This is a genomic window from Candidatus Nomurabacteria bacterium, from assembly GCA_016699085.1.
Lineage (GTDB): Bacteria > Patescibacteriota > Minisyncoccia > Phycocordibacterales > UBA9973 > CAZLWF01.
Genome location: CP064958.1, coordinates 709,029 through 735,004 on the forward strand (window position 1 = coordinate 709,029; position 25,976 = coordinate 735,004).

At 40.3% G+C, this 25,976-nt stretch carries 33 protein-coding genes and 1 tRNA gene; 2 read left to right on the plus strand and 32 right to left on the minus strand.

The genetic code is table 11. From position 1 onward, the window contains the following. Positions 1 to 42: 42 nt before the first annotated feature. From atpC to IPF86_03965, 19 genes are all read right to left on the minus strand, one after another. A complete protein-coding gene (atpC, locus tag IPF86_03875; GenBank protein ID QQR50190.1) occupies positions 43 to 474 on the minus strand; it encodes an ATP synthase F1 subunit epsilon in 432 nt (143 codons plus the stop codon). Positions 475 to 919: 445 nt separating this feature from the next. Further along, positions 920 to 2,269: a F0F1 ATP synthase subunit beta gene (gene atpD, locus IPF86_03880; protein ID QQR50191.1), complete on the minus strand. Its 1,350-nt coding sequence runs from the start codon at positions 2,267 to 2,269 to the stop codon at positions 920 to 922. 2 nt (positions 2,270 to 2,271) lie between these two features. Beyond that, positions 2,272 to 2,526 (minus strand): hypothetical protein, encoded by a 255-nt coding sequence (locus tag IPF86_03885; GenBank protein ID QQR50192.1) that lies wholly within the window; start codon positions 2,524 to 2,526, stop codon positions 2,272 to 2,274. 3 nt (positions 2,527 to 2,529) lie between these two features. Next, entirely contained in the window at positions 2,530 to 3,411 is an 882-nt protein-coding gene (atpG, locus tag IPF86_03890; GenBank protein ID QQR50193.1) for an ATP synthase F1 subunit gamma, read from the minus strand. A 200-nt stretch (positions 3,412 to 3,611) separates the two neighbouring features. Next, positions 3,612 to 5,111, minus strand: a complete 1,500-nt coding sequence (locus tag IPF86_03895) for a F0F1 ATP synthase subunit alpha (GenBank protein ID QQR50194.1) — start codon at positions 5,109 to 5,111, stop codon at positions 3,612 to 3,614. A gap of 39 nt (positions 5,112 to 5,150) precedes the next feature. After that, positions 5,151 to 5,558, minus strand: coding sequence for an ATP synthase F1 subunit delta (atpH, locus tag IPF86_03900; GenBank protein QQR50195.1), 408 nt, complete (start codon positions 5,556 to 5,558; stop codon positions 5,151 to 5,153). 226 nt (positions 5,559 to 5,784) lie between these two features. Next, entirely contained in the window at positions 5,785 to 6,282 is a 498-nt protein-coding gene (gene atpF / locus IPF86_03905) for a F0F1 ATP synthase subunit B (protein ID QQR50196.1), read from the minus strand. A gap of 29 nt (positions 6,283 to 6,311) precedes the next feature. Next, entirely contained in the window at positions 6,312 to 6,539 is a 228-nt protein-coding gene (gene atpE / locus IPF86_03910) for an ATP synthase F0 subunit C (GenBank protein ID QQR50197.1), read from the minus strand. 91 nt (positions 6,540 to 6,630) lie between these two features. Continuing rightward, positions 6,631 to 7,512 (minus strand): F0F1 ATP synthase subunit A, encoded by an 882-nt coding sequence (atpB, locus tag IPF86_03915; GenBank protein ID QQR50198.1) that lies wholly within the window; start codon positions 7,510 to 7,512, stop codon positions 6,631 to 6,633. Next, the gene (locus IPF86_03920) at positions 7,505 to 7,756 is read right to left on the minus strand and encodes an AtpZ/AtpI family protein (GenBank protein ID QQR50199.1); all 252 of its coding nucleotides are present in this window, start codon (positions 7,754 to 7,756) and stop codon (positions 7,505 to 7,507) included. Before IPF86_03920 ends, atpB begins: the two co-directional genes overlap by 8 nt. Positions 7,757 to 7,880: 124 nt before the next feature. Continuing rightward, positions 7,881 to 7,952 (minus strand) — tRNA-Ile (locus IPF86_03925). A gap of 214 nt (positions 7,953 to 8,166) precedes the next feature. Then, complete coding sequence (locus IPF86_03930; GenBank protein ID QQR50200.1) at positions 8,167 to 8,523, minus strand: RNA-binding protein; 357 nt, start codon at positions 8,521 to 8,523, stop codon at positions 8,167 to 8,169. A gap of 200 nt (positions 8,524 to 8,723) precedes the next feature. Further along, positions 8,724 to 9,692, minus strand: coding sequence for a PCRF domain-containing protein (locus tag IPF86_03935; GenBank protein ID QQR50201.1), 969 nt, complete (start codon positions 9,690 to 9,692; stop codon positions 8,724 to 8,726). A gap of 59 nt (positions 9,693 to 9,751) precedes the next feature. Then, complete coding sequence (gene rpmE, locus IPF86_03940) at positions 9,752 to 9,958, minus strand: 50S ribosomal protein L31 (protein ID QQR50202.1); 207 nt, start codon at positions 9,956 to 9,958, stop codon at positions 9,752 to 9,754. Between the two features lie 68 nt (positions 9,959 to 10,026). Then, on the minus strand, positions 10,027 to 11,397 hold the full coding sequence (locus tag IPF86_03945) for a lytic murein transglycosylase (GenBank protein QQR50203.1): 1,371 nt from the start codon (positions 11,395 to 11,397) through the stop codon (positions 10,027 to 10,029). 66 nt (positions 11,398 to 11,463) lie between these two features. Continuing rightward, on the minus strand, positions 11,464 to 12,117 hold the full coding sequence (locus tag IPF86_03950) for a 50S ribosomal protein L25 (protein ID QQR50204.1): 654 nt from the start codon (positions 12,115 to 12,117) through the stop codon (positions 11,464 to 11,466). 38 nt (positions 12,118 to 12,155) lie between these two features. Beyond that, positions 12,156 to 13,904: an FAD-binding oxidoreductase gene (locus tag IPF86_03955; GenBank protein ID QQR50702.1), complete on the minus strand. Its 1,749-nt coding sequence runs from the start codon at positions 13,902 to 13,904 to the stop codon at positions 12,156 to 12,158. Beyond that, entirely contained in the window at positions 13,894 to 14,211 is a 318-nt protein-coding gene (locus tag IPF86_03960) for a hypothetical protein (GenBank protein ID QQR50205.1), read from the minus strand. Before IPF86_03960 ends, IPF86_03955 begins: the two co-directional genes overlap by 11 nt. A 4-nt stretch (positions 14,212 to 14,215) precedes the next feature. Next, positions 14,216 to 15,088 (minus strand): class II fructose-bisphosphate aldolase, encoded by an 873-nt coding sequence (locus IPF86_03965; GenBank protein QQR50206.1) that lies wholly within the window; start codon positions 15,086 to 15,088, stop codon positions 14,216 to 14,218. Between the two features lie 35 nt (positions 15,089 to 15,123). On the opposite strand from IPF86_03965, the gene IPF86_03970 reads away from it, so the two are divergent. Together IPF86_03970 and IPF86_03975 are read left to right on the plus strand one after the other, a co-directional pair. Continuing rightward, complete coding sequence (locus IPF86_03970) at positions 15,124 to 16,116, plus strand: carbohydrate kinase family protein (GenBank protein ID QQR50207.1); 993 nt, start codon at positions 15,124 to 15,126, stop codon at positions 16,114 to 16,116. Between the two features lies 1 nt (position 16,117). Continuing rightward, positions 16,118 to 16,444, plus strand: coding sequence for a hypothetical protein (locus IPF86_03975; protein ID QQR50208.1), 327 nt, complete (start codon positions 16,118 to 16,120; stop codon positions 16,442 to 16,444). On the opposite strand, the gene IPF86_03980 is transcribed toward IPF86_03975, so the two are convergent. The 13 genes from IPF86_03980 to gap form a co-directional block, all read right to left on the minus strand. Then, the gene (locus tag IPF86_03980; protein QQR50209.1) at positions 16,441 to 17,442 is read right to left on the minus strand and encodes a transketolase family protein; all 1,002 of its coding nucleotides are present in this window, start codon (positions 17,440 to 17,442) and stop codon (positions 16,441 to 16,443) included. The genes IPF86_03975 and IPF86_03980 overlap by 4 nt on opposite strands. Positions 17,443 to 17,570: 128 nt before the next feature. Next, on the minus strand, positions 17,571 to 17,972 hold the full coding sequence (locus tag IPF86_03985) for a hypothetical protein (protein QQR50210.1): 402 nt from the start codon (positions 17,970 to 17,972) through the stop codon (positions 17,571 to 17,573). Positions 17,973 to 17,987: 15 nt separating this feature from the next. After that, positions 17,988 to 18,203 (minus strand): DUF1653 domain-containing protein, encoded by a 216-nt coding sequence (locus tag IPF86_03990; GenBank protein ID QQR50211.1) that lies wholly within the window; start codon positions 18,201 to 18,203, stop codon positions 17,988 to 17,990. Positions 18,204 to 18,216: 13 nt separating this feature from the next. Further along, positions 18,217 to 18,915 carry an endonuclease/exonuclease/phosphatase family protein gene (locus tag IPF86_03995; protein QQR50212.1) on the minus strand — a complete coding sequence of 233 codons (699 nt, stop codon included), beginning with the start codon at positions 18,913 to 18,915 and terminating at the stop codon, positions 18,217 to 18,219. A 49-nt stretch (positions 18,916 to 18,964) separates the two neighbouring features. After that, the gene (locus IPF86_04000) at positions 18,965 to 19,831 is read right to left on the minus strand and encodes a transketolase (GenBank protein ID QQR50213.1); all 867 of its coding nucleotides are present in this window, start codon (positions 19,829 to 19,831) and stop codon (positions 18,965 to 18,967) included. Positions 19,832 to 19,846: 15 nt separating this feature from the next. After that, positions 19,847 to 21,577 carry a helix-turn-helix domain-containing protein gene (locus tag IPF86_04005; protein QQR50214.1) on the minus strand — a complete coding sequence of 577 codons (1,731 nt, stop codon included), beginning with the start codon at positions 21,575 to 21,577 and terminating at the stop codon, positions 19,847 to 19,849. A 24-nt stretch (positions 21,578 to 21,601) separates the two neighbouring features. Further along, a complete protein-coding gene (locus IPF86_04010; protein QQR50215.1) occupies positions 21,602 to 21,877 on the minus strand; it encodes a winged helix-turn-helix transcriptional regulator in 276 nt (91 codons plus the stop codon). A gap of 88 nt (positions 21,878 to 21,965) precedes the next feature. After that, complete coding sequence (locus tag IPF86_04015; protein QQR50216.1) at positions 21,966 to 22,658, minus strand: hypothetical protein; 693 nt, start codon at positions 22,656 to 22,658, stop codon at positions 21,966 to 21,968. Beyond that, a complete protein-coding gene (locus tag IPF86_04020; protein QQR50217.1) occupies positions 22,652 to 23,044 on the minus strand; it encodes a hypothetical protein in 393 nt (130 codons plus the stop codon). Before IPF86_04020 ends, IPF86_04015 begins: the two co-directional genes overlap by 7 nt. 1 nt (position 23,045) lies before the next feature. Further along, positions 23,046 to 23,489, minus strand: a complete 444-nt coding sequence (locus tag IPF86_04025) for an RpiB/LacA/LacB family sugar-phosphate isomerase (protein QQR50218.1) — start codon at positions 23,487 to 23,489, stop codon at positions 23,046 to 23,048. Between the two features lies 1 nt (position 23,490). Further along, positions 23,491 to 24,102 carry a nucleoside triphosphate pyrophosphohydrolase gene (locus tag IPF86_04030; protein ID QQR50219.1) on the minus strand — a complete coding sequence of 204 codons (612 nt, stop codon included), beginning with the start codon at positions 24,100 to 24,102 and terminating at the stop codon, positions 23,491 to 23,493. Between the two features lie 86 nt (positions 24,103 to 24,188). Beyond that, positions 24,189 to 24,659, minus strand: a complete 471-nt coding sequence (locus IPF86_04035) for a hypothetical protein (GenBank protein ID QQR50220.1) — start codon at positions 24,657 to 24,659, stop codon at positions 24,189 to 24,191. Between the two features lie 174 nt (positions 24,660 to 24,833). Beyond that, positions 24,834 to 25,883: a type I glyceraldehyde-3-phosphate dehydrogenase gene (gap, locus tag IPF86_04040; protein QQR50221.1), complete on the minus strand. Its 1,050-nt coding sequence runs from the start codon at positions 25,881 to 25,883 to the stop codon at positions 24,834 to 24,836. Positions 25,884 to 25,976: the final 93 nt, after the last annotated feature.

Below are 25,976 nucleotides of genomic sequence, written 5' to 3' on the forward strand. Positions count from 1 at the left end.
AAGTACCACCCTCAAGCGTCGATCGAAATTGGTTGACGCTTTTTATTTTCTGTATTTCTTACTTCTCCACTTGTCCGCTATTTTTACTCTATTGAGTGAGCGTTCGAGTTCCGCCTCGAAGTGTTCAAAGTCGACATCGGACTCGTTCTTCATTTTCATGAGCTCTTCTGCTCGTTTCTTTGCTCGTTCAATATCGATCTGAGCTACAGGCTCGGCGGTACTCGCAAGGATTATTATTTCGCTACCTGACTTTACTTCGACAAAGCCTCCGGAAACTGACATTGGGGAAACTTCACCTTCTCCTATGTGTTTTGCCACAATTTCTCCTGTGCCAAGAGAAGCAATAAGTGGCACATGCCCTGGCAGTACTGTTATCTCCCCTTCAGTTGTAGGAAGGGTTACTTGTTCCACCTCTTCTTCGAGAATCATACGCTCAGGAGTAACTATCTTCAGTTTTAGTGTTTTAGTTGACATATCAATATTAATAATGTAAGATTTTTGAAAACAATTAAATAAAGAAACATGAATCTACTCTATCTTGGTCCACTTTCAGTGCTAGTAATCTTAAGCCTTATGTGCCTGTCATACTATTATGATCAGAGAAGTAAGAAATTAAAGGAATTCAGAGAACACGGTATATTTGGTGTAATTATTACAGGTTCGCCTTATTACCAGAAATCTGAAAACTGTATCAATCTAGGAAAACTTCTGACTACTCTTCTGGTACTAACCTATTGTATTAGTCTGCTACTTTGGGCATTAGGTCTTAATTGATCTCAAATGATTCCTAACTTTCTTTAATTTTAACACACTCAGTAATGGGGGTGTTTTTTACATTGCTCCCCTCATGTAAAAATCCTGCTCCCCTTTCTCATCATGCCCGCCCGCCAGAGTACTGACATTCGGGTAAACTTGCCATCTACATACTACCACGCATGTAGAATTCACTTTCGCTTTTCTCGTCATGCTTACCGTCGAGGATTTCTCGAAAAGAACGAATAGTATCTTCAAGCTTCACATACTCTCCTGCGCGGCCAGTAAACTGCTCTGCAACGAAAAATGGCTGCGAGAGGAATCGTTGGATCTTACGCGCGCGAGTCACAAGCTCCTTATCTTCTTGTGAGAGTTCTTCCATACCCAAAATCGCAATGATGTCTTGGAGGTCTTTGTAGCGCTGAAGTACTCGCTGGACTTCACGGGCAACTTCGTAGTGCTCTTTCCCGACAATGTTGGGATCAAGAATCGTCGATGATGAATCGAGTGGGTCAACAGCTGGATAAATACCGAGCTCAGAGAGTGAACGGTTAAGTGTTACGGTCGAGTCTAGGTGCGCAAATGTCGTTGCTGGAGCAGGGTCAGTCAGGTCGTCAGCCGGCACATATACGGCCTGTACGGACGTTACAGAGCCTTTATCGGTCGAAGTGATGCGTTCTTGCATGTTGCCCATTTCTGATGCCAATGTTGGCTGATAACCCACTGCAGATGGAATACGTCCCAAGAGTGCCGATACTTCAGAACCAGCCTGTGTAAAGCGGAAAATATTATCAATAAAGAAAAGCACGTCTTTGCCTTCTTCGTCACGGAAGTGCTCAGCCATTGTGAGCCCCGTAAGTCCCACTCGTGCACGCGCGCCCGGTGGTTCATTCATTTGTCCGAAGACCATGGCAACTTTATCCAGCACTCCTGAGTCTTTCATTTCATGATAGAGATCGTTGCCTTCACGAGTTCGCTCTCCAACACCTGCAAATACTGAGTAACCGCCATGGTTGGATGCAATATTGTGAATGAGCTCTTGAATGACCACAGTCTTGCCCACACCTGCACCACCGAAGAGTCCGACCTTGCCACCTTTTAAGACTGGACAGATAAGATCGATAACTTTGATACCAGTTTCTAATATTTCTACTTTGGTTGATTGAGCAGTAAATGCTGGTGGCTTACGATGGATTGCAGAGCGTTTGTCAGACTTAGTTTTCTCTTTACCATCGATCACATCGCCCAAGACGTTGAAAATTCTCCCAAGCGTATCTGTGCCAACAGGTACTGAGATAGGCGCACCGGTGTCAATGACTTCCATACCTCGATACATGCCGTCAGTAGAATCCATGGCAATCGTGCGGATAACGTTGTTGCCGAGGTGGTACTGTGTTTCAAGAACGACTCTTTTACCGTCAATTTCAGTTTCAATTGCGTTATATATTTCCGGGATATGGTTTGTGAATTCTATATCGACAACCGGCCCGATAATTGTTTTTACTGTTCCTTTCATAATTATTTTTCTATTGACCAAGGACTACCTGGTGTTTTTATGTAATTAATTAATTCAATAAAATTCTTTGTTACTGTATGTTGATCTTTCAATGATTTCAATTTAACAATCTTTTTTTTAAACGTTCCTGAACTATCAGTAATATTTTCTACCGTAAACTTTTCACCACCATCATTCTGTACAAGTGTTTTCTTCTTTAACCACTCTTCTGAGTACTTTTCAGGTCCCATATTTATTTTTAATTTGCTTTCATCCATATATTAACTCACACTTGCCATACCGGCACTGATTTCTGATATTTCTTGGGTAATTGATGCTTGGCGGGCCTTGTTGAATACTAGTGTCAATTCATCAATAATCTCCCCTGCTGCATCACTCGCATTCTTCATGGCTATCATACGCGAAGATTGCTCAGATGCAATAGATTCGAGAAGCATTTGGTATATGTGCATGCGAGACAAGTCTTCGATCAGATCTATAATCAATGATTCACTATTGGGCTCAAAGATATATTCTCCTTGGCTTTTTATCCCACCATCGAGCGCAAGTGTAGCATCAGCGATTTCACTTTTTGATACAGGTAGGAGTTGCACATTCTTTGGTACTTGCGAAAGTGCTGAGACATAATCTGTATAGAGCACATGCACATGGTCGTAGCCTTCTTTTTCGAATTCTGCAATTGCAAGGTTTGCTATTGGCAGCACGTCTGCAAGTCTTGGTGCATCTGGCAGATCTGGAAATGTTGCAATGACATTTTGTCCAAGGCGCCTTAGTGCGGCCTCACCTTTCTTGCCGATTGTGATGAATGCATATGACTCACCTGCGTGATGCTTGATGAATTCCATGACGAGACGAAAAACTTGAGTGTTGTATGCACCACAAAGCCCTCGATTCGACGTAATGACGATAGCAAGCTCCTTTTTTCCCTTCTTCTCGACAAGGTATGGATGCGTCGAGTTCTTGATCGAGTCCGCTACGCGCGCCAAGACTTCTTGGGAATACTTCGCATAATGGCGTGACTGCAATGTCTGATTCACTGCTTTCTTCATCTTCGAAGCAGCCACAAGCTCCATGGCCTTGGTGATCTTCTTGGTATTACGGATTGACTTAATCCTTCTTTTTATTTCCTTTCCGACAGCCATATAATATTTATTGAAACATACTTGGATTAATGAAGTATGGAACCAAGACAGCTAACAGTAAGATAATTACTAAAATGACTATTCCAATTAATCCATATTTTTTTGATAAATCATCGAAAACAGGAGCTATCCGAACAAGGTATCTTCTGTTTAATTTGAATGATTTAATCTCTTTATCTTCAGTCATATATTTAAATCATTTAGTTAAACGTTGTTTTATGTTCTCCAATTACTTTCTTAAGCAATACTTCCCCACTTTCACTCCACATACCATCCTTCTTCACTTCATCTAAGAATTGCTTTGCATTTGATTCTACGTAGTCGATAAGCCCTTCTTCGAATTCTTTGATCTTGGACATTGGCACAGTATCCAAATATCCTTTCGTCAGTGCATAGAGGACGATGACTTGATGTTCAACCTTCATTGGAGAATACTGAAGCTGCTTCAAAAGCTCTGTAGCTCTGCGACCGCGTTCGATCGTGGCTTTGGTAGCTTCATCGAGATCTGAGCCGAATTGTGAGAATGCTTCGAGTTCTCGGAACTGTGCTAGATCAAGCTTAAGTGTTCCTGAGACCTTTTTCATAGCTTTGATCTGAGCAGCACTACCCACACGAGATACTGAGAAACCAACGTTCACCGCTGGACGAATACCTTTGTAGAACAGATCAGTCTCAAGGAATATTTGTCCGTCAGTAATAGAGATCACGTTCGTTGGAATGTACGCTGAAATATCACCAGCTTGTGTTTCGATAATTGGTAACGCTGTGATCGATCCACCACCAAAGTCTTTATTGAGCCTGCAGGCACGCTCAAGTAATCTTGAGTGTAAATAGAAGACATCTCCAGGATATGCCTCACGGCCTGGTGGACGACGAAGGAGGAGTGAGATTTCACGATATGCAACAGCATGCTTTGAAAGATCATCGTAAATGATTAAGACATCTTTGCCTTGATCGAGGAAGAATTCCGCAAGTGCGACCCCTGAATACGGTGCGATATATTGCATAGCTGCAGGTGCTGATGCACTCGCCGATACCATAATCGTATAGTCCATAGCTCCTGCTTCACGAAGTCGTGTTTCGATTTTCCTGAGTTTTGAATCTTTTTGACCGATCGCCACATATACACAGATCATGTCTTGGCCTTTTTGGTTGAGAATCGTATCAATAGCAATAGCAGTCTTACCGGTCTGACGATCGCCAATGATGAGCTCACGCTGACCGCGACCGATAGGGATAAGTGCATCGATAGACTTGATACCGGTTTGCACAGGCTGTGTCACTGATTCGCGAGTTATGACGCCCGGTGCTACTTTCTCGATCGGATAGGTCTTGGAGTTTGCGATTGCGCCACGTCCATCAATAGGCTGGCCGAGTGCATCTACGACACGTCCGATGAATGCTTCACCTACTGGAATATCAAGGATACGACCAGTAGCCTTCACTTCATCGCCTTCTTTGATACTTTCATAATTACCAAGAATGATCACTCCAACAAAATCTTCTTCGAGGTTAAGTGCAACTCCAATCTGCCCAGCTGGAAATGTCACCATTTCTGATGCCTTGATATCACGAAGTCCTGTGATACGAGCAATGCCGTCGAAAACTTCTGCAACAATGCCGACCTTCTCTCCCCCTTCAGTGAGCTTGAGATTTTCAATTTCTTTTCTTAAATTTTCGACAACAAAGTTTGATGACATAGTATAGTTAATAGTGAGTAGTAATTAGTGAATAGTAAATCATTTAGTAAACAGGGCTTGTAACTGTTCCAGTCTACCAGCTAGTGTGTAGTCATACACTATATCTCCGATCTTGATTTTCATACCACCAATGTTTTTCTGATCGATTATTTCATTGATGGCAACTTTATCTACTTTATATTTTTTCTTGAGTTCTTGTTCGAGGTTTTCTCTGTCATCATTTTCTAATTCTGTAACTGTAGAGATACTAATGTTTAAAATATTATGTTTCTTTGCATAAAGCTCTTCATATCGCTCAATAATCCTATTCAAATTCCCTGCTTGACCACTTTTTATTAAAAGCTTTGCAAAAGCATGGATTACTTTCTCTATTTCTGCATGCGTCTTACCTTCAGTTGTTTGAAGCAAAGTCTCTGCCAGATCAGTTGTCTTAATACGTTTCGTCATTTAAAAGTTAACTTTATTGAATAAGTATACAAATATGGTTGCCTTTCCGTTTCCTTCGCAAGGTTTATAATAACCATCTTCAATTTCTTCTTGTGAAGGAATGTACGGGAGTGATCGAAGCATGGTACATTCAACACTTTGGGTATTGTCGATCTTAATAATTGGTATTTTAAAAACAATAATAATTCCAATTATAACTAAGCAAATAATAAGAAATTTTTTCATATTACTTTAATTCTTTTACTGCATTATCGACTAATGCTGCATCAATCTTTGGTGTCATTGTACCAGTCAAAACTTTCTCTGTTGCAGAAATTACTAAATTCCCAAGCTCTTTCTTTGCATCATCAAGCATTTTCTGCTTCTCAGCTTCGAGACTTGCTTTACCATTTTTCATGAGTGCTTCTACGTCAGCTTCAGCAACTTTGAGTAGTTCAGCACGCTTCTGATCTGCATTTCTCTTTGCATCAGTTAGTATATCTGCACCTTCTCTGCGAGCTTGAGCTAACGCTTCGTCATAGGCTTTCTGTGTGTTTGCTAGAAGTATTGCATTTTCCTGACCTTGTGCTAAACCTTCTGCAATTTTATGAGACCGTTCATCCATAAGCTTTCTGATTGGCTTGATAGCAAAATACCAAAGCGCAAGAAACACAATGCCGAAATTAATCGCCTGTGCGAGCATAATTTTCCAGTCTATGTGAAATGTAGAAATAAGAGAGTCCATACTATTCGCTGTTCACTATTTACTTTTTACTACTTGAGCGAGAACGCGATAACGAGCGCATAAATAGCAATAGCTTCTGCGAATGCTGATGCAATAAGCATCGGGACGAGCACTTTGTTGGCTGCTTCAGGATTGCGACCGATCGCTTCCATAGCACGAGAACCAATCATACCAATACCAAGTCCAGGACCAATAGCACCGAGACCAATAGCGATAGCTTTTGCGAGTGGGATAAGATCCACAGCTGTGTTTTCCATAAAATATAAATAAACTACTAGACTAATAATGACATCTTATAATGTAGATGTTCTCTATCGGCGAATACCTCGTCAAGAGAGAACAGTTACATTAATGTTTTTCTGCATGAGCTTCATCATGATCCTCTGATGCAATAGAGAAATAGACCAACGTAAGCATTGAAAAAATGAGTGCTTGGATAAGTCCAACAAAAATTTCAAGACCAATAAATGGAATCGGCAAGACATATGCGAGGAGCGCTGCCATCGAAGCTAAGAGCACTTCTCCAGCAAAGACATTACCAAAAAGACGAAACGAAAGTGATGCGACTTTTGCGGCTTCACCAACAAGCTCAAGAACGCCAACAAAGAACATGACTGGTGCAACCATAAGAATACTTGGATCTTTGCGAACGTCGGTAAAAACTTTGCCAAACGCCTTCAGATTAACATATTTATTGAATGTTTTCCAGGCGCCAATTGAGAGAATGCCAAACAGATTAGAGCCAAGCACTGCCATTACTGCAAGTGCAAGTGTCGTATTAATATCTGCTGTTCCGCTACGTAAAAATGGCAAGAAGGCACTTTCACCACCATGCTCGGCAACTAAACCAAAAGCGCCAAGTGGCAATATACCTAACCAGTTGTTGATGAGGATAAAGAAAAATACTGCGAGTGCAATAGGGAAAATTTTGAGCGATTTTGCACGATTGCCAGTGATTTGATCAGTAAGATCAAGAGTCTGCTCTATAATTACTTCAAACAATGTCTGAAGTTTACTTGGCACCTTTTTAATGCTAAACCTCACGGCAATAGCCAAGATCACAATAATACCTACCGCGATCCAACTCGTAAGAAGTGCGTTTGTTATTGTGAAGTTACCAATATGCCCGATCGGCTCGGCATATATCGTCACCTCATGAACAATTTCGTGTGAAGTATCCGTAGTATGTAGCTCGGTTTCGTTATCTAAAATTTCGTTTTCGTTATGCATGTGTTTGATTGTCGTTGTCTTTAAGAGTTTGCAAATACTTTTTTATTACCTTGAGAATACCGAAAATAGAGATGAAAAACGCCAATCCAGTAAGCCCGAGAAATATCCATGGTTCTGTGCCAAAAGTTCGATCTAGATATTTCCCAACGAATAAAGCAACAACAATTGGGATAGCGACCCACGTGCTTACTCGCCCAAATATAACGAGTGAGTCATACCACCATGGTTTTTGTTTTTTATCCATAAACACAAACGACAGTTTGTGGTGCGTGTGGAAGGAATCGAACCTTCGACCTCCCGCCAAAGGCGGGCAAGCTGTCTTATAACTGGAAGTGAATTTTCAAATCAATAAAAGTTACCGCCCTGCGTGCGTGTGGAAGGAATCGAACCTTCGACCTCTGTCTTATCAGGACAGCGTTCTACCACTGAACTACACACGCACGCAAGAAACTAATACTTTTATTGATTTGAAATGAGCGAACCAGTTATATAGAACTGAACCCCGCCCGACTGAATGACTTCAGTCATTCGGGCTGGTACACACGCAAAAGAAAAGGTGCCACGTCTGGCACAAAAACTATAGCAAAAATGCCCCATTTGAGCAACAAAAAGCACCCGTGCTTTCGCTTGGGTGCTTTTTGATTTTTGAGGAGATTAGTAATCCCGTCGGCCGCGACTAGCGCCACCACCGTAACCACCACCTTGCCCACCACGACTTCCACCACCGTAACCACCTCCGTTTCCAGAGCGAGCTGGGCGATCTTCCATTGGGCGAGCTTCATTGACGGTAAGATTTCTTCCGCCAAAGTCTTGGCCATTGAACATTTCAATAGCCTTCGCTGCTTCCTCGTCAGAGGCCATTTCAACGAAGCCAAAGCCTTTTGATCGGCCTGACATTTTATCCATGATAATCGTTGCTGATTCTACAGTACCTGCTTGCTCAAAATGTGATTTGAGTTCTGCATCACTAGTGCTGTATGGTAAGCCACCAACGTACAACTTCTTTGCCATATGTGACAATAATTCTGTCCTTTTTAAATAAATAAAAAAGACAATATAACTAATAAGGTAATTGCCTGAAACCTCATATTTTGCACATACCAAAGCTATGCCTAGGTGGTGAAAACACTTCTTCGGGAAACTACTTGACACACCATAGCATAGTATGTGTAAATATGCAAGTTTTTACTCACGTAAAAAGTGGAAAACTTCTATTCCTCATCAGTTCCAACTGTTCCAGACTCAAGTGCTGCGACAATTTTATCCATATTACCAAGCATGATACCAGGAATATTAGACCATGATTGCTTGATCCGGTGATCAGTCACACGGTCTTGTGGGAAATTATACGTCCGAATTTTTTCGCTTCTATCCCCTGTACCGATTTGGTTCTTGCGCTCGCTAGAATACGTCTTGGCTTCTTCTTCGTCTTTGAGCTGCTGGAGCTTTGCAATCAATATCGACATAGCCTTCTCACGATTTTTCAATTGGCTTCGCTCTGAAGTAGAACGCACATCGATGCCAGTTGGCTTGTGAATAAGTCGCACTGCAGTTTCAACTTTGTTGACATTCTGTCCACCAGCCCCACCTGAACGCGAATATTCCATATCAAGATCAACCGGATTAATTTCAATTTTGGTTTTCTTTCGTATGGGGAGCACTGCAACTGATGCTGTTGAGGTATGGATGCGGCCATTCTTCTCTGTTCCAGGAACACGCTGCACGCGATGAACGCCTGTCTCATAGCGGAGCATGCGATAGGCATCTGTACCATTAATTTCAAATGATGCTTCTTTGTAACCTCCTGCCTCACTTTGAGATTCATAATTTATTTTCCATGACCAGCCCATTTTAGCAGCATACCTTGAATACATTTCTGCAAGTTCGTAGGCAAAAAGTGATGCTTCGTCACCGCCGGCACCAGCGCGAATTTCGAGAATGACTTCCCGAGGAAATTCCTCTTCAACTTCATCAGCTTTGAGAATGCTTTCGAGTTGTATATTGACGGCATCTTTTTCTACTTGCAATGTTTTCATGTCTTCATCTACCAAATCTTTAAGCGTCGGATCTGCACTTAACATGGCTGATAATTCGCTCTCCTGGCGCTCCAAACGCTCCAAGTTTTCTATGAGGAAACTTGTTCGGTGATCTTTTTTTAATTCTTCTCTATTTAATTCCATACTAGTATTGTACCAACAAAAAAGAAACCTTACGAAGGCTCCTTTTTGTTTTGCTAACGTTATTTCTTAAGTGCTGCGCGCTTCTTGAATTTATCAACGCGACCTGCCGTATCAAGTACTTTTTCGTTGCCAGTATAAAATGGATGACATTGACTGCAGATTTCAACAGTAATTTCATCCATGACTGAACCTACAGCAAAAACTGCCCCACATGCGCAGGTGACTTTTGCCTTAGAGTTATATTTTGGGTGAATATCTTTTTTCATATTAGTAAAAATAGCACAGAATTTTTGTCTTTGCAAGAGCTATATATTGAGCTCAGATTGCTTGTAAATTATAGTCCTTCAAGCGGATCGATCATGGTTTCTTGGATTTTTTTAGCTTTTGCCATAACTTGATTACCATAAGGAGCTGTCGTTGATGTACAAGATGAACCACCACCATAATACCTACAAGCTGCTGTTCTCTCGGCTGAATATGTTTGCGCATCAGCACCAAGATCAGAAAGATATATAGCAGACGCCATGAATGCATCATTTGGAGACCATGGATCAGGAGGATTATGCCCTGTTGCTGTACTTATGCGCCCTTTCAAAAGCATCCATGTGGAAGGAATAAATTGAGCGGGCCCCATAGCACCACCGTACCCAAAAGTAAATGGACATGATACTCGTGTTTTCATTGGATCGCGACCAAGTTCTGTTGTAATTGCTATAAATGGAGCAACATCTCTCGTAGGTTTCATGACTTTAAGAACTGCTGCGCCTGATTTTACTTTTATACCAGCGCCTGTTACTTTATCTGCTAAATAACAAGATCCCACATCAACCCCCAGATTTGATTCCTGAGTCAAAATTGCTAGTAGGAATGCAGGACGAATGCCCGTTGCCTTTTCTGCAATTTCAGCATATTTAAGTGCATCACCAAACGGAATCGCAGAGGTATCACGAAGAGCAAACAGTGCACTTCTAATTTGAGCTGCTTTCTTTTGGCGATCAGCTAATATAGTTTGATAGGTTTTTTCTTTACTCTTACTCACTGAAAGTAATTCTTCCTTTTCATTCTGAGATACTTCGACTTTATGCTTAGCAGATTCAATTTGAGCCTTGGCATCTAGTTCCTGATCTTGTTTCTGACTTAACACTTCCTTTTCAGTCAGTGTTTCATTTTTGACATGGCTAATATTATCGATTGAAGTCTTTATAGATTCTTTGATAGATGCAAACGTATCAACATCAGTATAAAAGTCTGAAATAGACTCGTTAGTGAGCATGACATGCACAAAGGTAGCATCATCAATCTCATTGGTTTTCCTCATGAGCTGGGCTAAAGAATCTTTAGTATGGTTAAGCTTTGTATCCAGCGTTGCTATAGTTTTAGTTTTGTTTGTAATTTCCCCACTGAGCTTCGTAATAACCAAATTCTTTGATTTAATATCGAGTTTCGCTTTATCAATCTGTGTTGTGAGTATTTTAATATCATTATTTATGGATGCAGACTGCCCTTTTTGAGCATTAAGCTCAGTAGTTTTTTGAGCAATTTCTGCCTCTAGTGCTGCCAGCTGAGCCTCCAGTGCTGCCTCTTGAGCCTGGGCATCAGAAAGATCAGTAGCTGTAAGACTACGCGGCAAAGTCAAAAGCCCACCAAAGGCAATAATGGTGATTAAACTTATACTGACTATGGTTTGCACTACTTGAGAACGCATGTAACCATTATCCCAAGAAAAAACCCCGTGCGCAAGTACGAGGTTCCTTCTTGAATATATATTGTATTAAGCTGCTGGTGCTGTCTCTTCTGAGGCAACCGCATCCTCTTCTTTTTTACCTTTCTTTTCTACTTCAATTGTACTCAAATCAACAGGTGCTTCTTCCTCCTTTTCTTCAACCATCGCTGCAATTAAGGCAACAACTTCTTCTACCTCATTTATAATTGTTACTCCAGGCGGTACAGCAATATTTTTTATATGGATTTGATCACCAACAATGCTAAGTGAACTGATGTCAATATGGAGCGCATGTGGCAAATCTTTCGGCAAGGCACTGATAGAAACTTCATGGAGCACTTTAACCAAATTACCGAGTCCGCCTTTGACCGCCTCTGACACACCGTCGAATTCAAGTGGCACATCAACCGTAATAGCTTTATTTGTATCAATGGCAAGAAAATCTACATGGATTGGGTTGCCTGTGACTGGATCAAATTGTAAATCATGGATAATCGTCTCAACGTTGCCATCTGGCGTCTCGAGAGTTACTTGACTTGATTCCCCAGCTCCTTTCCAGACTTTCTTAAACGCTTTTGCGTCAACACTGATAGATGTTGTTTCTTTGTTAAAACCATAAAAAACGGCAGGAATAATCTCGCCTTTTCTCATTGCGTCAACGTTATCATTTTTTGCTCGTTTTGATACTTGTAGGGTAAACATGCCAATTAGTATACTCGGAAATGCAAAATTGTAAACCCTTAGGAACTATGATGTGCTTTTGGGTGATCAGGACCAATGAAATGAGCGCTCATATACTCTCTCGTTGTTCCAACTTTTTTATTTGGATTAAAAATGTATTTTGGATCAAATATTCGCTTGGTTGATTCAAAAAGTGCTACAACTTGGTCCCCATACATACCTCTAAGGAATGGTGTACGGATAAGTCCATCATTATGCTCGGCAGTGATTGAACCTTGATACTTAGCTACGAGTGCATACACCTCATCAGACAGGGAGAAAATAATATCTTTGGTTTTTGGATCATTGAAATCCATAAGAGGAATAATATGGAAGTTGCCATTGCCCGCATGGCCTGCGATCGTATATATCACATCTGTATAGCGATCTAAGTATGATTGTAACTTTGGTAAAAACTCAGGCAAAAATTCTGGACGAACAATGATGTCATCAATAAAAGGCGCTGTATGTCTCCCTTGGACATGCTTTCTTAGTAGCGCAAAGCTATCCCGACGCATATTCCAATATTTGGATGCTTCATGCTCGTTTTTAGTAATACGCATTGGGAATCCAAAGTGAGCGATACGCTTCAATAATGCTTCTGATTTTTTTTGTATTTCACTTTCATCTGCTCCCGCGTACTCAACCAAAAGTATAAGCTTTGGTGCGCCACCAGTAAGTAGCATAAAAAATTCTGGAATAAATGATAGACCAAATTTAATAATACCAAAAATCCCTTTTACTTTTATAAAATCTTTAAAAAACTTCATACCAAGCTTGAACGTCTTATCGTCGTATGATTCCAAGCTTTGAGGCTTCGTTTCTAAAATTTCATCAACAATAGTTCCCAAATGAGTGAGTTCTTTGAGAAATACAACAACAAGCTTTGATACTGCAGGTTTTTCGATCAATCCAAGCGTTATCTCGGTCACAATGCCAAGCGTACCTTGGGATCCAACAATGAGTTTGGCAATATCAAATGTATCCTCCATTTCTGTAGGTCCTTTTTTCAAAATATTCCATAAATAGTATCCAGCAGAATTCTTGGACACCATAGGTCTCGCTGCATCAATAACAGATTGATTGTCTTTGATAAGCGCGTAGAGTTCTTTGTAGACTTTGCCTTCGAGATCTACCTGTGCGATTTTGGCATATAGTTCACGTCTGGTTATCGGACCAAAGGTATATTCATGCCCATCACTAAGTATGACTTTAAGTGACTCCACATAGTCTTCAGTCTTGCCATATCGAAGAGTTAGTTCCCCGCCAGAATTATTACCAACCATGCCGCCGATCGCATTGATAGATTTTGATGCTGTATAACACGGTAAAAGTAAATTCTTTTTTAAGGTTTCGATTTCAAAATCTCTATAGTAACATCCAGGTTGTACTACAGCTTTACCTGACAATATTACCTCATGACTTCCAGGGAAAAGTGGCTGCATTTTAGTCTGCTGTGTTGACGCCACTTCTACAACGCGATTCATGTATCTAGTAAAATCCAAGATAATGGATTCGTTCAACGGACCTCCTGACATACAGGTACCTGCTGAACGCGCTGTAATAGAGAGTTTAGGATATTTTTCTTTATTGAGATTTACCCACTGCACGAGATTTTGAATATCAGATGAATCTCTTGGAAAAAGTACAAGTTCAGGCCGCACTTCCAACAAACTCGCATCATGCGAATAGGTAGTTAGTGTTGTATCACTATCATCACTATCACCTTTAAAAAATTTCTTTATCTCTTCTTTCATACTATCCGAGATCATAATATTTCTGCTCCATTTCTGTGAGATGCTTTTCGAGAAATGCTTTGTCTTGCGCACTGACAATATCCCTTCTATCAAATACAACTTTGCGTGTACTTTGTAGATTTTCCAATGCTTTCATTTTCCATTTTTCTTCAGTTTTGTTACCGCGTAAATATTCTTCAAAGTGAGCTTTAAACGCACCAGTAAAAAATTCCATAGCCCATTTTGTATCCCAATCTTCTATCGGAAGAGCAGTTGCTTTTTCACCTTCTTGGTGTTGCAATACTTCTGGCGCTCTATGCCCTTCATTTTTTCCTAACATATATTTAGTGAATATTATTAAATATTTTTAATCGTGCTTCGACAACAGCCTCTACTGCCTCCACGCCAGGTTTCAAGAATTTATACGGCGCGACCTCATCAGGATTGTCAGTAAATGATTTCTTGAGTGCATCACGATATGCAACACGAATTTCTGTATTGATATGCACAATATCAATGCCGCTTTTGATGCATGCAGTAAAATCTTCATTCATCGTACCCGAGCCGCCGTGCAGAACGAGCGGGATACCTGTTGCATCCCTGATTGCCTTGACTCGCTCTGGATGAAGCCTAGGATTGCCACCTTTTACCATGCCATGAATATTACCTATAGATGGAGCCAGCATATCGATACCAGTCGCATCAACAAAAGCTTTTGCGTCTTCTGGAGTGGTCATGGTTGCCTCGCTAACACCTTCAGGTACTTCATCAAGGATTTTTGATGACTTGCCTATGAATCCTAGTTCAGCTTCGACTAAAATATCTCGATTAGTAACGAGTCCAATCTCTCGAGCATAAGCAACGCATTTTTTGGTGAGCTCGATATTTTCTTCTAGCGGCAAAGTTGCCGCATCGATAATCACTGCATCGAATCCTGCATCGATTGAGGCTTTGACACGTTCAAAACTGTAATGATGATCAGCATTTAGAAATATCGGGTAGTCGAATTCTTGACGAAATGCTTTTACGAGTGCCGCTGCCTGATCGATACCAACAAAATCCTCTTCTCCTTCTGAAACGCCAATAATGACAGGTACATCTAATTTCTTGGCAGCATTAAATATTCCCCACAATGCATCCAAACTTGAAATATTAAAGTGACCAATAGCGACACCTTTAGCGTCGGCGTCATGCACATATTCTCTAAGCGTTTTCATGGCAAAAGTATACCATGCTGTGCTAAAATGAGCACATGGAAAAACAATATGATTTTATCGCTATTGGTGACATTGTAGCAGACGCATTTATACGACTCAAAGACGCACATGTACACAGTAATCTTGATAAGGTAAAGGAGGAACTCTGCGTCAGATTTGGCGATAAAGTGCCCTATGAATCAGTCGAGGTTATTTATGCTGTGGGCAATAGTGCCAATGCTGCAGTATCAGCTGCACGATTAGGATTATCTTCAGCTTTGATAGCTACTGTTGGAGATGATGCAAATGGCAAAGCCTGCCTTGATTCTCTCGTAGCAGATGGAGTCGGCACCGAATACATGAAAGTAAATAGCGAATACCCAACGAACTACCACTATGTGCTTTGGTACGATGTCGAACGCACGATCCTCGTCAAGCATGCTCCATTTCCTTATTCACTACCAACAAACATGAAGGCACCAAAGTGGATATACCTTTCTTCTATGGGTGAACACTCTATCGACTACCACGCAGAAATCGCCACCTACATTGCATCTCATCCTGAAACCAAACTTGCATTCCAACCTGGCACCTTCCAGATAAAATTGGGAGTAGAAAAATTGAAAGATATATATCAAAGGACTGAAATATTTTTCTGTAACGTTGAGGAGGCGCAATTAATTCTCAAAACAGAAGAAATCGACAAGAAAAAACTCATGGATATGCTCCACGCGCTCGGACCGAAAAATATTGTCATGACCGATGGTTTCAATGGTGCCTATGCGAGAGAAGAAGCGGGAGTGTATTGGTTTATGCCTATTTATCCGCATACACCAGTGGAGCGAACAGGTGCAGGTGATGCATTTGAATCAACCATTGCAGCATGCTTTGCTATGGGTAAATCATTAGACGAGGCATTACTCTGGGCACCAATTAATGCCATGTCAGTGACACAGCAAATCGGTGCACAAAAGGGACTACTATCCAAAGAAAAACTAGAAGAATACTTGGTACGAGCACCAGAGAATTACAAACCTCAAAAAATATAGTATGGAAAACATGAGTGAGCTTCCAATGAACTGGGGCCCTGAAAACAAAATAAGAGAAATTAATCCCAACAAGAAATCTGATAGCGAAATATTTCAAGATTCAATTGATGCTATACACAAACGTATTAAAATAAGAGAAGACGAGATCAGTATGATCACACAACAACTTGAAAATAATGATCTAGATGCATCGGCAAGGACACAATTACTTAACCGCAAAACTGCACTGGAGCAAACCAATAGTGGCACAGCTAAAGCAACACTTAGATTAATGCAAGAAAAACTAGAAACTGCTTTAGATAAGCAACCAAAAAAGAAAGCAAACTAATTATTTTCTTTCCTACCTAACACTTTCATCACCGCCGTAGCTATAGATTCTCTACTCATGCCATAGTGCTTGAGCAACTCTTCAGGAGTTCCAGATTGGCCAAATTTATCTTGGACACCTATGAACTCTATTGGCACAGGAAAATGTCCTGCGAGATATTCTGCTACTGCACTACCCATACCACCAGCTACTTGATGTTCTTCGACAGTTACTATAGCTTTGGTTTCTTTTGCCAGAGCTAAAATTGCACTGGTGTCGAGTGGTTTGATAGTAGCCAGATTCATTACAATAACTTTCACACCTTTCTTCTCAAGATCTCGAGCCGCTATGAGTGCTTTGTGTACAAGCGCACCTGTGGCGATGATGCCCACATGTGCAATACCATCGGGTCGATAAAATATTTGAGCTTTGCCTATTTCAAATGAAGTCTCAGTAATGGTCATAACAGGTGTTTTTTCTCGAGCTAAGCGAATGTATGCAGGCTTGCCGTAAGACGCGAGCGCAAGTGTTGCCTTCTTGGCTTCGATACTATCGCACGGTGAAATCACCATCATATTAGGGAGTACTCGCATGAGTGCCATATCTTCAATTGCCTGATGCGTACCACCATCAGGTCCTACTGATATACCCGCATGAGAACCGACAATGATAACAGGACGGTCGTTGTACGCTATCGTTGTGCGGATTTGCTCCCAATTGCGACCAGGTGAAAACATAGCGTAGCTGGAACAAAAAGGAATTTTCCCCACAGCAGCAAGCCCTGATGCAACCGTTACCAAGTTCTGTTCTGCAACACCGATTTCAATGAAACGCTCAGGGAATTTCTCTGCAAAGAGATTCATCTTAGTCGACTCGGTCAGATCAGCACAAAGTGCAACAACATTTTTATTGGCTTCACCAGCTTGAGCAAGCCCTTCACCAAATCCTTGGCGAATCGGAATTTGTTCGACAGAATCTAAAAATAGATGAGGGTTTAATTTAAGGATAGGGTTAAGCATATACTATACAGTGTACTATATCCAATGCGTGCCCTGTAGTGAGCCGAGTATGCATTCGATACGAGGATCTACTACTGGGGTCGTCGTTAAATAATTTTCTATTCAATTTTAGATTCGTATTCAGCATTTTAAGTTTTTAATTCATTCATATGGTTATTGAGAAATGTCATTAAATTTTCAATGCTTACATCATCAAAATAGAAAATCTCTTGATCCCCAACTTTGAAATCCTTTGGCAATCCAGATTCTCTTCGTAATGTTGCTGTAATATATGAGTCATCTGGATTTTGCGGATTGTATGACAAATCAATAAGAATGCTAGGAAATATTTTGTCGGGTTTAGAAATAGCAAATGTACTTCCAATCACCTTTCGATACTCAAGTCCGTTTAGATTATTTGCAACGAATTTTGCGAGCAGCGATTCTTGTAACGGTATTGTATCTGAATCACCAAAAACCTCGCTACCAATCTTGCGTTGTGACTGCAATTTGTTGTAATTTGTTTCCAGTTGTAAATTATTTTCTATCATACAAGTGAGTATTTATTATATATCTTCTATTAAAACAAATCTGGGAACAGTTTTTCCTTCCCATTCAACAGTATTGAAAAACAATGCCAGTGGTCGAAAATAGACATTTCCGTCTTCTTGGCGTTCGTATGCAACCAACTCTTCACCGGACTCTGAGTGTTTGCCAAGTACAATAATTTTGTAATGTTTACCTTTGTAGTGCTGCCACAGTTGTCCTGGTTTAATTTCCATGCAAGCAATAATATTATAGCAAAACTTCACACCAAACAGGATAGTGGTCCATAAAATCTCCTCTGGCCAGCTCTTGTGTAACCTTTATTGTCTTGAACTCATTGCTCGTGAATATTCCATCAAATTCCATTCCAAATGGTGTATGTGACACCCCTTTGGTAATACAAGTCATAGTAGCTTCCAAAAGTCTATATGCGCGTTTGTCATTCTTAAATACAAAGAAATTCCCTATCTTCCAAAAGTTCATATCTCCGGTAATTATTTGTGGAGTTGAAGTATGTTTGATTAGTGCACAAAGTTCTTCTACTTGTTCAAGGCGTTTCTTTGCATAAAAGGAATTCAAATGCACAGGATAAAGATCAAGCAACTCAAAGGATATTTGTGTTGAAGCAAATGATTGTTTGCCAACAGTAAATGGTAGTTTGCTTGCTATAAGTATTGAATGTTTGTGATACCACGTCGTCACAAATGCCTTATAGGGATATGACTCCAGCATTGGAATCGACAACATATCAATTTCTTCATAGAATTCTTGCAAGCAGACAATATCTGGCAATACTTTCCGTAATTCCTCATCTACTAGTTTTGCATTAATTTTCGGTTGAAAATATTCATGTTTAAAACTATTTCCTCTGTATGCATAATGCAGTTTTGCTGCAAGCTTCATCCACGAGAAGCAACCAAGATTCCACGTTAGAATTTTTATTTGCATTAAATAAAATTATTTATATCTTTTCACTTGTAGTATTGCTACTTAATAATTACTGATGTTCACTTTTAATCTTTCCTCCTAATGTCCTTAGCTCCTTGAGTGCCATTTTAGCTTCGTCTTTATTCGGCGTTTTGCCATGCCAGTGATAATCGCGCTCAAATTCTTTGACGCCTTTGCCTGGAATTGTCCGCGCTATGATGACTGATGGTTTTTCGAAAACTGCTTTGGCACGATTAACAGCTCCGACTATATCTTCAAAGTTATGACCATCGATTTCTTGGACATGCCAGTTAAATGCTTCCCATTTTGCAGTCAATGAATCAAGCGGCATAATATTTTCAGTGTACCCATCAATCTGAATATTGTTTCGATCCACAAAGACGATGAGATTCCTAAGCTTTTCTTTACCTGCAAGCATGATAGCTTCCCAATTGTTGCCCTCATCGAGTTCCCCATCACCCGTCAGACAATACACGTACTGATCAGCACTGTTGCCATGATCCATGCGGAGTCCCAATGCCATGCCCGTAGCCTGGGAGAGTCCTGAGCCGAGCGGACCCGAACTGTTTTCAAGCATTGGTAAATATTCACGATGTGGATGCCCTTGTAGTCGAGTCCCAAATTTGCGAAGCGTTGCAAGTTCAGATACAGGAAAGTACCCTGCGTGTGCCATCGTTGCATAGAGCACCGGGCAGATGTGGCCATTGGATAGGACGACCCGATCACGCTCTTCCCAATCTGGTTTTTTTGGATTATGTTTCAGTATTTCAAAATAAAGTGCTGTAAAGACATCTGTCATTCCGAGTGGTCCCGCAGTATGACCTGAACCAGCTTCGAGTAACATCGCAATAATACTTTCACGGATATTGTTAGCGGTGATGGCGAGTTCTTCTTTTTTTGTATCAGATAAAAACATACAAAAAGTATACCACTATTTATGTCTGTGCAGAATTCGCGCAATTTTAAGGTCGTTGTATGAATACTTACCACCAAATTTTTCATACACAGGGGTTAGTTTATCTGTATCTAATCCTTCAAATGCCTTATGAATCTCTGGCATATACTGTATGAGTGTGGGGGTTAGTAGTCTTGAAAAATCAGAAGATGCGATTAAGCCTTTTGTAATTAACTTTTCAATATGATCAAAAATAGTTTGCTGGGTTAACCCACGTGCTTTGGCGATTTCTGATATTGTTTTTTCTTGCTGCCAAAGTGTTAAAGTTTCTAAAAGTGTATCTTGCTTTTTGTTTTTGATTTTTGTAACAGTTTTCGTCTCAAGTGTCCCCCCTGAAGCTTTGATAAAGTTTGTATGCAATACAGCGATTTTCTCTTGCGACATTTGCTCAAATGCTTCACTTGCAGCTTCAGCTTTTTCACGAAATTCTCTATCTTTTATAAGAATGTCCGGATGCACCTTGAGTGCATGTTCATTGATACCGAGCAAGTAGAGGCCTGACAGATTCCTAAGCCGTGACAGTGCGACATAGCCTTGACCGAACTCAAACACTTGCGACAGATCAATAATAGCTGCATCGAGACTCATGCCTTGACTCTTGTGCACCGTCATAGCCCATGCGAGACGTAGTGGAATTTGCGTAATATTTGCTTTTATTTTTCCATTTTCTTCGACTGCCCATTCCATAGGCTCTGCAGTGATTTGTTTTCCATTTCTCACTTTTATGATCGGGTACCTTGTTCCTGGTTGAAATGCCTCTACGACCCCTAGCGTACCATTGACGAAACCTTCTTGAGGATTGTTCTTAGTAAACATAACAGTTGCACCAATCTTGAGTTCTAATACTTCCGGTGACAGACAACCCTTTTTTAGTATACTCACCAATATATCGCTACCATGTGATGTCATCACATATCGTTCACTTTTTGCATCAAGCTTTGCGAGAGCTTCATTGTTCATTATGTCTACTTGCGCATTATGCGAATAAAGCTTCGTCGTATGTTCAGGCACACTATCACTGGTTACCCGGCGAGACATAATATGGTCATAGTGTACTTCGGATACGCTGTCGGTTCGTATCGCATTCAAAAGTTCCAAAAATGCCATATCGTCTTGGCGATGCTGCTCGTCCAGATAGCACACTATGGGCTTTGCATTTCGCCACGCATCCGATACATAGGCGAATCCGATCTGTTCCATCTCATCATTTTCATAGGTACCGTCAGCGAGGAGCATTTGCTGCTTGCGTCTATCAATTTTTTGTGGAGCTGTTATAGGCGGCAACTGAAAAAAATCACCGACAAAGATAACCTGTATACCTCCAAACGGCATATCGTTTCGCTTGATAGTTCGGCAAACTGCATCAATCATTGAAACCATGTTCGCATGAAGCATCGATACTTCATCAATGATAAGGACATTTGTTTTGTTTATTCTCTTAGTGATATATTCGCTACTTGAGATTTTATCGAGATCATAGTCACTCAGATAGGTTCGAATGCCAATACCACTCCAGGAGTGTATTGTCATACCATTGATATGCGTTGCAGCAATACCGGTCGAAGCAGTGATTGCAGGCTCAATCCCATGCTCACGTAAATACCGTATGTATGCCCTGGTCGTATGTGTCTTGCCAGAGCCAGGTTCCCCGGTCAAAAATACATTGGCTCCGGTTTTTAAAATAGTTAACGCTTGCTCTTGAGTCATAGTGATACTTAGAAAAAGTAAGTATTATCCCGTAATTTTGCAAAACTTCAGTATAGCAATTCCCTTGGTTGTTAATCCATGCCGAATTGATCTGCCGTCTGAACGTTTCATTATAAGTCCTGTTTGCGCCAACTTGCGAATATGATCAGATATAGTATTAAAATTTACATTAAGTGACTTTGCAATTTCATCAACTGATAGTTCTGGAGTTTTGGCAAGTAAAAACAGAATTTCAATACGTCGATGATTTGCAAATCCTTTGAATGTACGTTCAAGTTTATAATAATCTTTTTGTTGCATATATAGTATCTTATACCAACATTTTGCAAAATTACGGGATAAGGAATGCTTTAAAATTTAAATTTACAATTTCCAAAAGAAATAAACATTATAATGCTTGCAACTCTTGAATCGTTTCTTGGATATCAATACTTTTCCAGATTGCAGATCCTACCACCAACCGATTTGCTCCCGCTTTGACAAGCATTGGTGCAGTATCGAAACTAACCGCTCCATCAACACTGATAGTCAAATCATTATACTTTTCTCGAAGCGTACGAATATGTCCCAAAACTCGCTCATCGAAAGCTTCACCTTGGAAACCGTCATGTTCGATCCCCATGCATTGCACGAAATCAATATGCGGCGTCAATGGGAAAATTTTCTCTATAGGTGTTCGTGTATCGATTGACACACCGATTTCGATATTATCACGTGTGTATATATCGATACCTTCGAGTACATCACGAAATGCATTATCAGTATTATCTTCAGCTTCCAGATGGAATACTAATCGCTTGGCTCCCAATGCTGTGAATGCTGGAATCTGACCACTTGCTCCTGCTACCATAAGATCAAATTCAAAATCAAACTGATCCCAATACGGCAAACCTTCTTCTTCCGCTATGATGCGTTCGTAGTATGTAGCGTCTTCTCCGTTGTACGGCCAGGTTATCGCTTTGACGAATTTGCCATCCATGAGATCAACCTGCACAGAATCAACTAGCCCCAACACAAGCGCGAGCTTTTCGCGAATATCATTGATATTTGTTGGCATTATTGCCGGAATAATGGTTACCATTTGTTTTTTTCTAGTTCTATGTTTTCTAAAATTTTTTCCTTACTATAAATACTTGATTGTATAAGCAAAGCAACTTCTCTTGCATCATCATATCTTTTGAGATCGATAAATTCTGTTGCTAATATGTCCAACCAATAATCCAGTGTACTTAGGTTACCCCTCAGCTCAGGCGGAAGAGAAAGTATCGAGGTTTGCCAATCTTGCTTTATTTCATCTCCTAAGTTTGGATATGCATCTTTAAGGTTTTTTACCATTTCAAGCGCTTTATCATAATCTTTTGCTTTTACAATCTCTGCTATTTCTCTACCCGCTCTCCAAAATCGGCCTAGTGCCTCATCTTCTATGTGTACTATTTTCTCTTTTTCATTAATATCTTCAGGAGACATATTATTTTTTATCAATTTTTTCTATTCTCCTCACATGTCGCTCGTCACCTGTAAATGAAGTTTCTAACCATAATTTTACAGCCTCTAAAGCTTCCCCCTCGAGAATCATATGTGCACCAAGGGAAAGAATATTGGCATCATTGTGTTCTCGCGAAAGCTTAATGATATCAAGTGCCCCACCATAATACACTGCAGCCCGAGCCCCACGCACGCGATTTGCAACAATTGCCTCTCCGGTTCCAGAGTTTCCAATCACAATACCTTTTGATTCTGAATCAGCAGCAACAGCCTCAGCAACTGGTCGACAAAAATCAGGATAGTCATCCGTCTCATCCAACGTATATGCGCCCTTATCTTCAAATGAATAGCCCGACTCATGCAAATGTGCCTTAAGCTTTTCTTTTAATTCAAACCCAGCGTGATCTGCACCAATGTAAATTTTCATATTATGATTGCTCCAAAATTATTTTCTTACTAAATCCTCCTCGTTCCTCAAATTTCTTCTGTTTTACTTGATCAATATCAAAACTTGAAAACTCTTTATAGATCGTAATAGCATTGATGATCTCGAGCATATCAGCGAGTTCAGCAATACTTTTTGAAGCATTAAATTCATCTACTTCCTCTTTTAGTTTTTCAAAAAGTTTAGCCTCGTACTCTAATTCATCTGCAATGTGTATTTTGTATGGCACATGCTTGCTATCCAAGTATTCTGGAATACCATCTCGCACGAGCTTATTATACACTTTCTTCTCCTTGTATTTATCCTCACTGTTTAGGATCAATGATCCGGGGAGTTGAATAGTATTTATTTTAGGCAAAAACCTAAGTCTTGGTATTTGGATTTTAGGAAATAAAAGCGAGACAAAATATCCCAGCAAGTAGGCATTTATTATAAGTAAAATAGTATTGAGGGCATATTTTGTCTCAAATTGAACAAAATAGTCTTTGAGTGTGGGTTCTCTCACACCTAGAGTAATACCAAGGATTACCAAAGCAACAATGAAAATACTGAGTGCAAAGAGGAGGTGCTGCTTTGTGGGACGAATTAGATCCATGTATTTGACAGTTTAGCAAAATGAGTTTTATATAGCAATAAAAAAACTCCATAACAAATTTGTTGTGGAGTTTGTATAATTTAACACTAAACCCATTCCTTCCCAGTCCAAGTTGCAAATGCAAAGCTCTTGCTTTTAAGAAATTGCTCGAATAAATCTAATGCTATGGGTCCCACCCTGCGAAATTTAAGTACGCTTTCCTTACCTTCGGCCACCAAATATTCAAGCGATTCGTCATTCCAATGTTTAAAAACATTGCAGAATTGTGATACTAAGCGTTGGTTTTCTTTAGTACCGGTTAAACGGAATTCTTCAATAAATTCTTTCAATTTTATTTTCTTTGCCTTTTCCAATATAATTTTTCTTTTATTAAGATTCCTTTTTGAAGGAGTCTCTATAAAACGAACATCTATTCTAAAACCGGTTGCATATGCAGTTGAGTATTGATAAGGTTTTTTATTTTTTATCTGTTTCAATGCCAACTCGAGAAAATAATCTGTAAGTTCAGTAGAATTAACGTTGATCTCGAGACCATTTGGAAGTTTTTTTATATTCATTTTTATTTAATTTTGATTGGTTACCGCAAACCCCAAATAGGATTTCTGGTCACCAATCAAAACTTTTTAATGAGCCCATTAATTAACGATATAATAGCATGTTTATATATAAAGTCAATAGCATAGAAAAAGCCCTCATCTTAGGGCTTTTTCTGAGAATCTTTGTATTTAAACTTACTTAATCGTCTTCCCTGTCTTGATGACATGATCTACTAATGTATTCGTATACCCCATTTCGTTATCGTACCAACCCATAACTTTGACGAGATTGCCATCTACCACGCGCGTCATAGCAAGATCTGCGATCGATGCATGAGGATTGCCGAGGATATCTGACGAGACAAGTGGTTCGTTAGTCACGGCAAAAATATTTTGCCAGTGTGGATCATTAACAGCCTTTGTGAGAATCGCATTAACTTCTTCTGCTGTAGTCGAACGCTTGGCAATAAATGTCACATCGACGATCGATCCTGCAGGCACTGGCACGCGAATCGATATGCCATCAAAAAGTCCTTCGAGATCAGGAAATGCTTTCGTTACCGCAATCGCTGCCCCAGTTGATGAGGGTACGATGTTTTGTGCAGCAGCGCGACCTTCCCGAAGATCTTTCTTGCTTGGACCATCGACGAGGGACTGGCTCGCTGTGTAACCATGGACTGTATTTAAAATTGCTTTCTCGATACCGATCGCACCATGGAGGATCGCGATAAGTGGACTTGCCGCATTGGTTGTGCACGAAGCATTAGAGGTAATGTCACACGTGCCGAACTTGTTTTCATTCACACCCAAAAGTATTGTTTCCCCGATTACTCCAGCTCCATCACCTTCTTTGGCTGGAGCTGAGATTACGACTTTCTTGGCACCATCGTCGATGTGGAATTTTGCTTTATCAAACGCAGTGAAAAGTCCTGTAGACTCAACCACAACATCAATATTGAGATCTTTCCAGGGAAGCTTAGTGGTATCCTTCTCTGATATGAACTTCACTGTTTTGCCGTCTACAACAAGATCTGTACCAGAAACTTGCACATCATGTCCCCATGTACGATAGACAGTATCATGCTTTAGTAAGTACGCCAGACTTTCAATCGAGCCAAGATCATTAACAGCCACAATTTCTAATTCCTTTTTCTCCCAGGCCAATTTCAAAAATGCCCGACCGATGCGCCCAAATCCATTAATCGCAACCCTGATTTTGCTTGCCCCGTTAGAATTTTCACTCATATATTTTATACTGCAATAAACTAATAACTAAAATTATACGACTCTTTGCCACGAAATATTCTCTTAAAAAATTCTTTCGGGGTTATTTTCCAT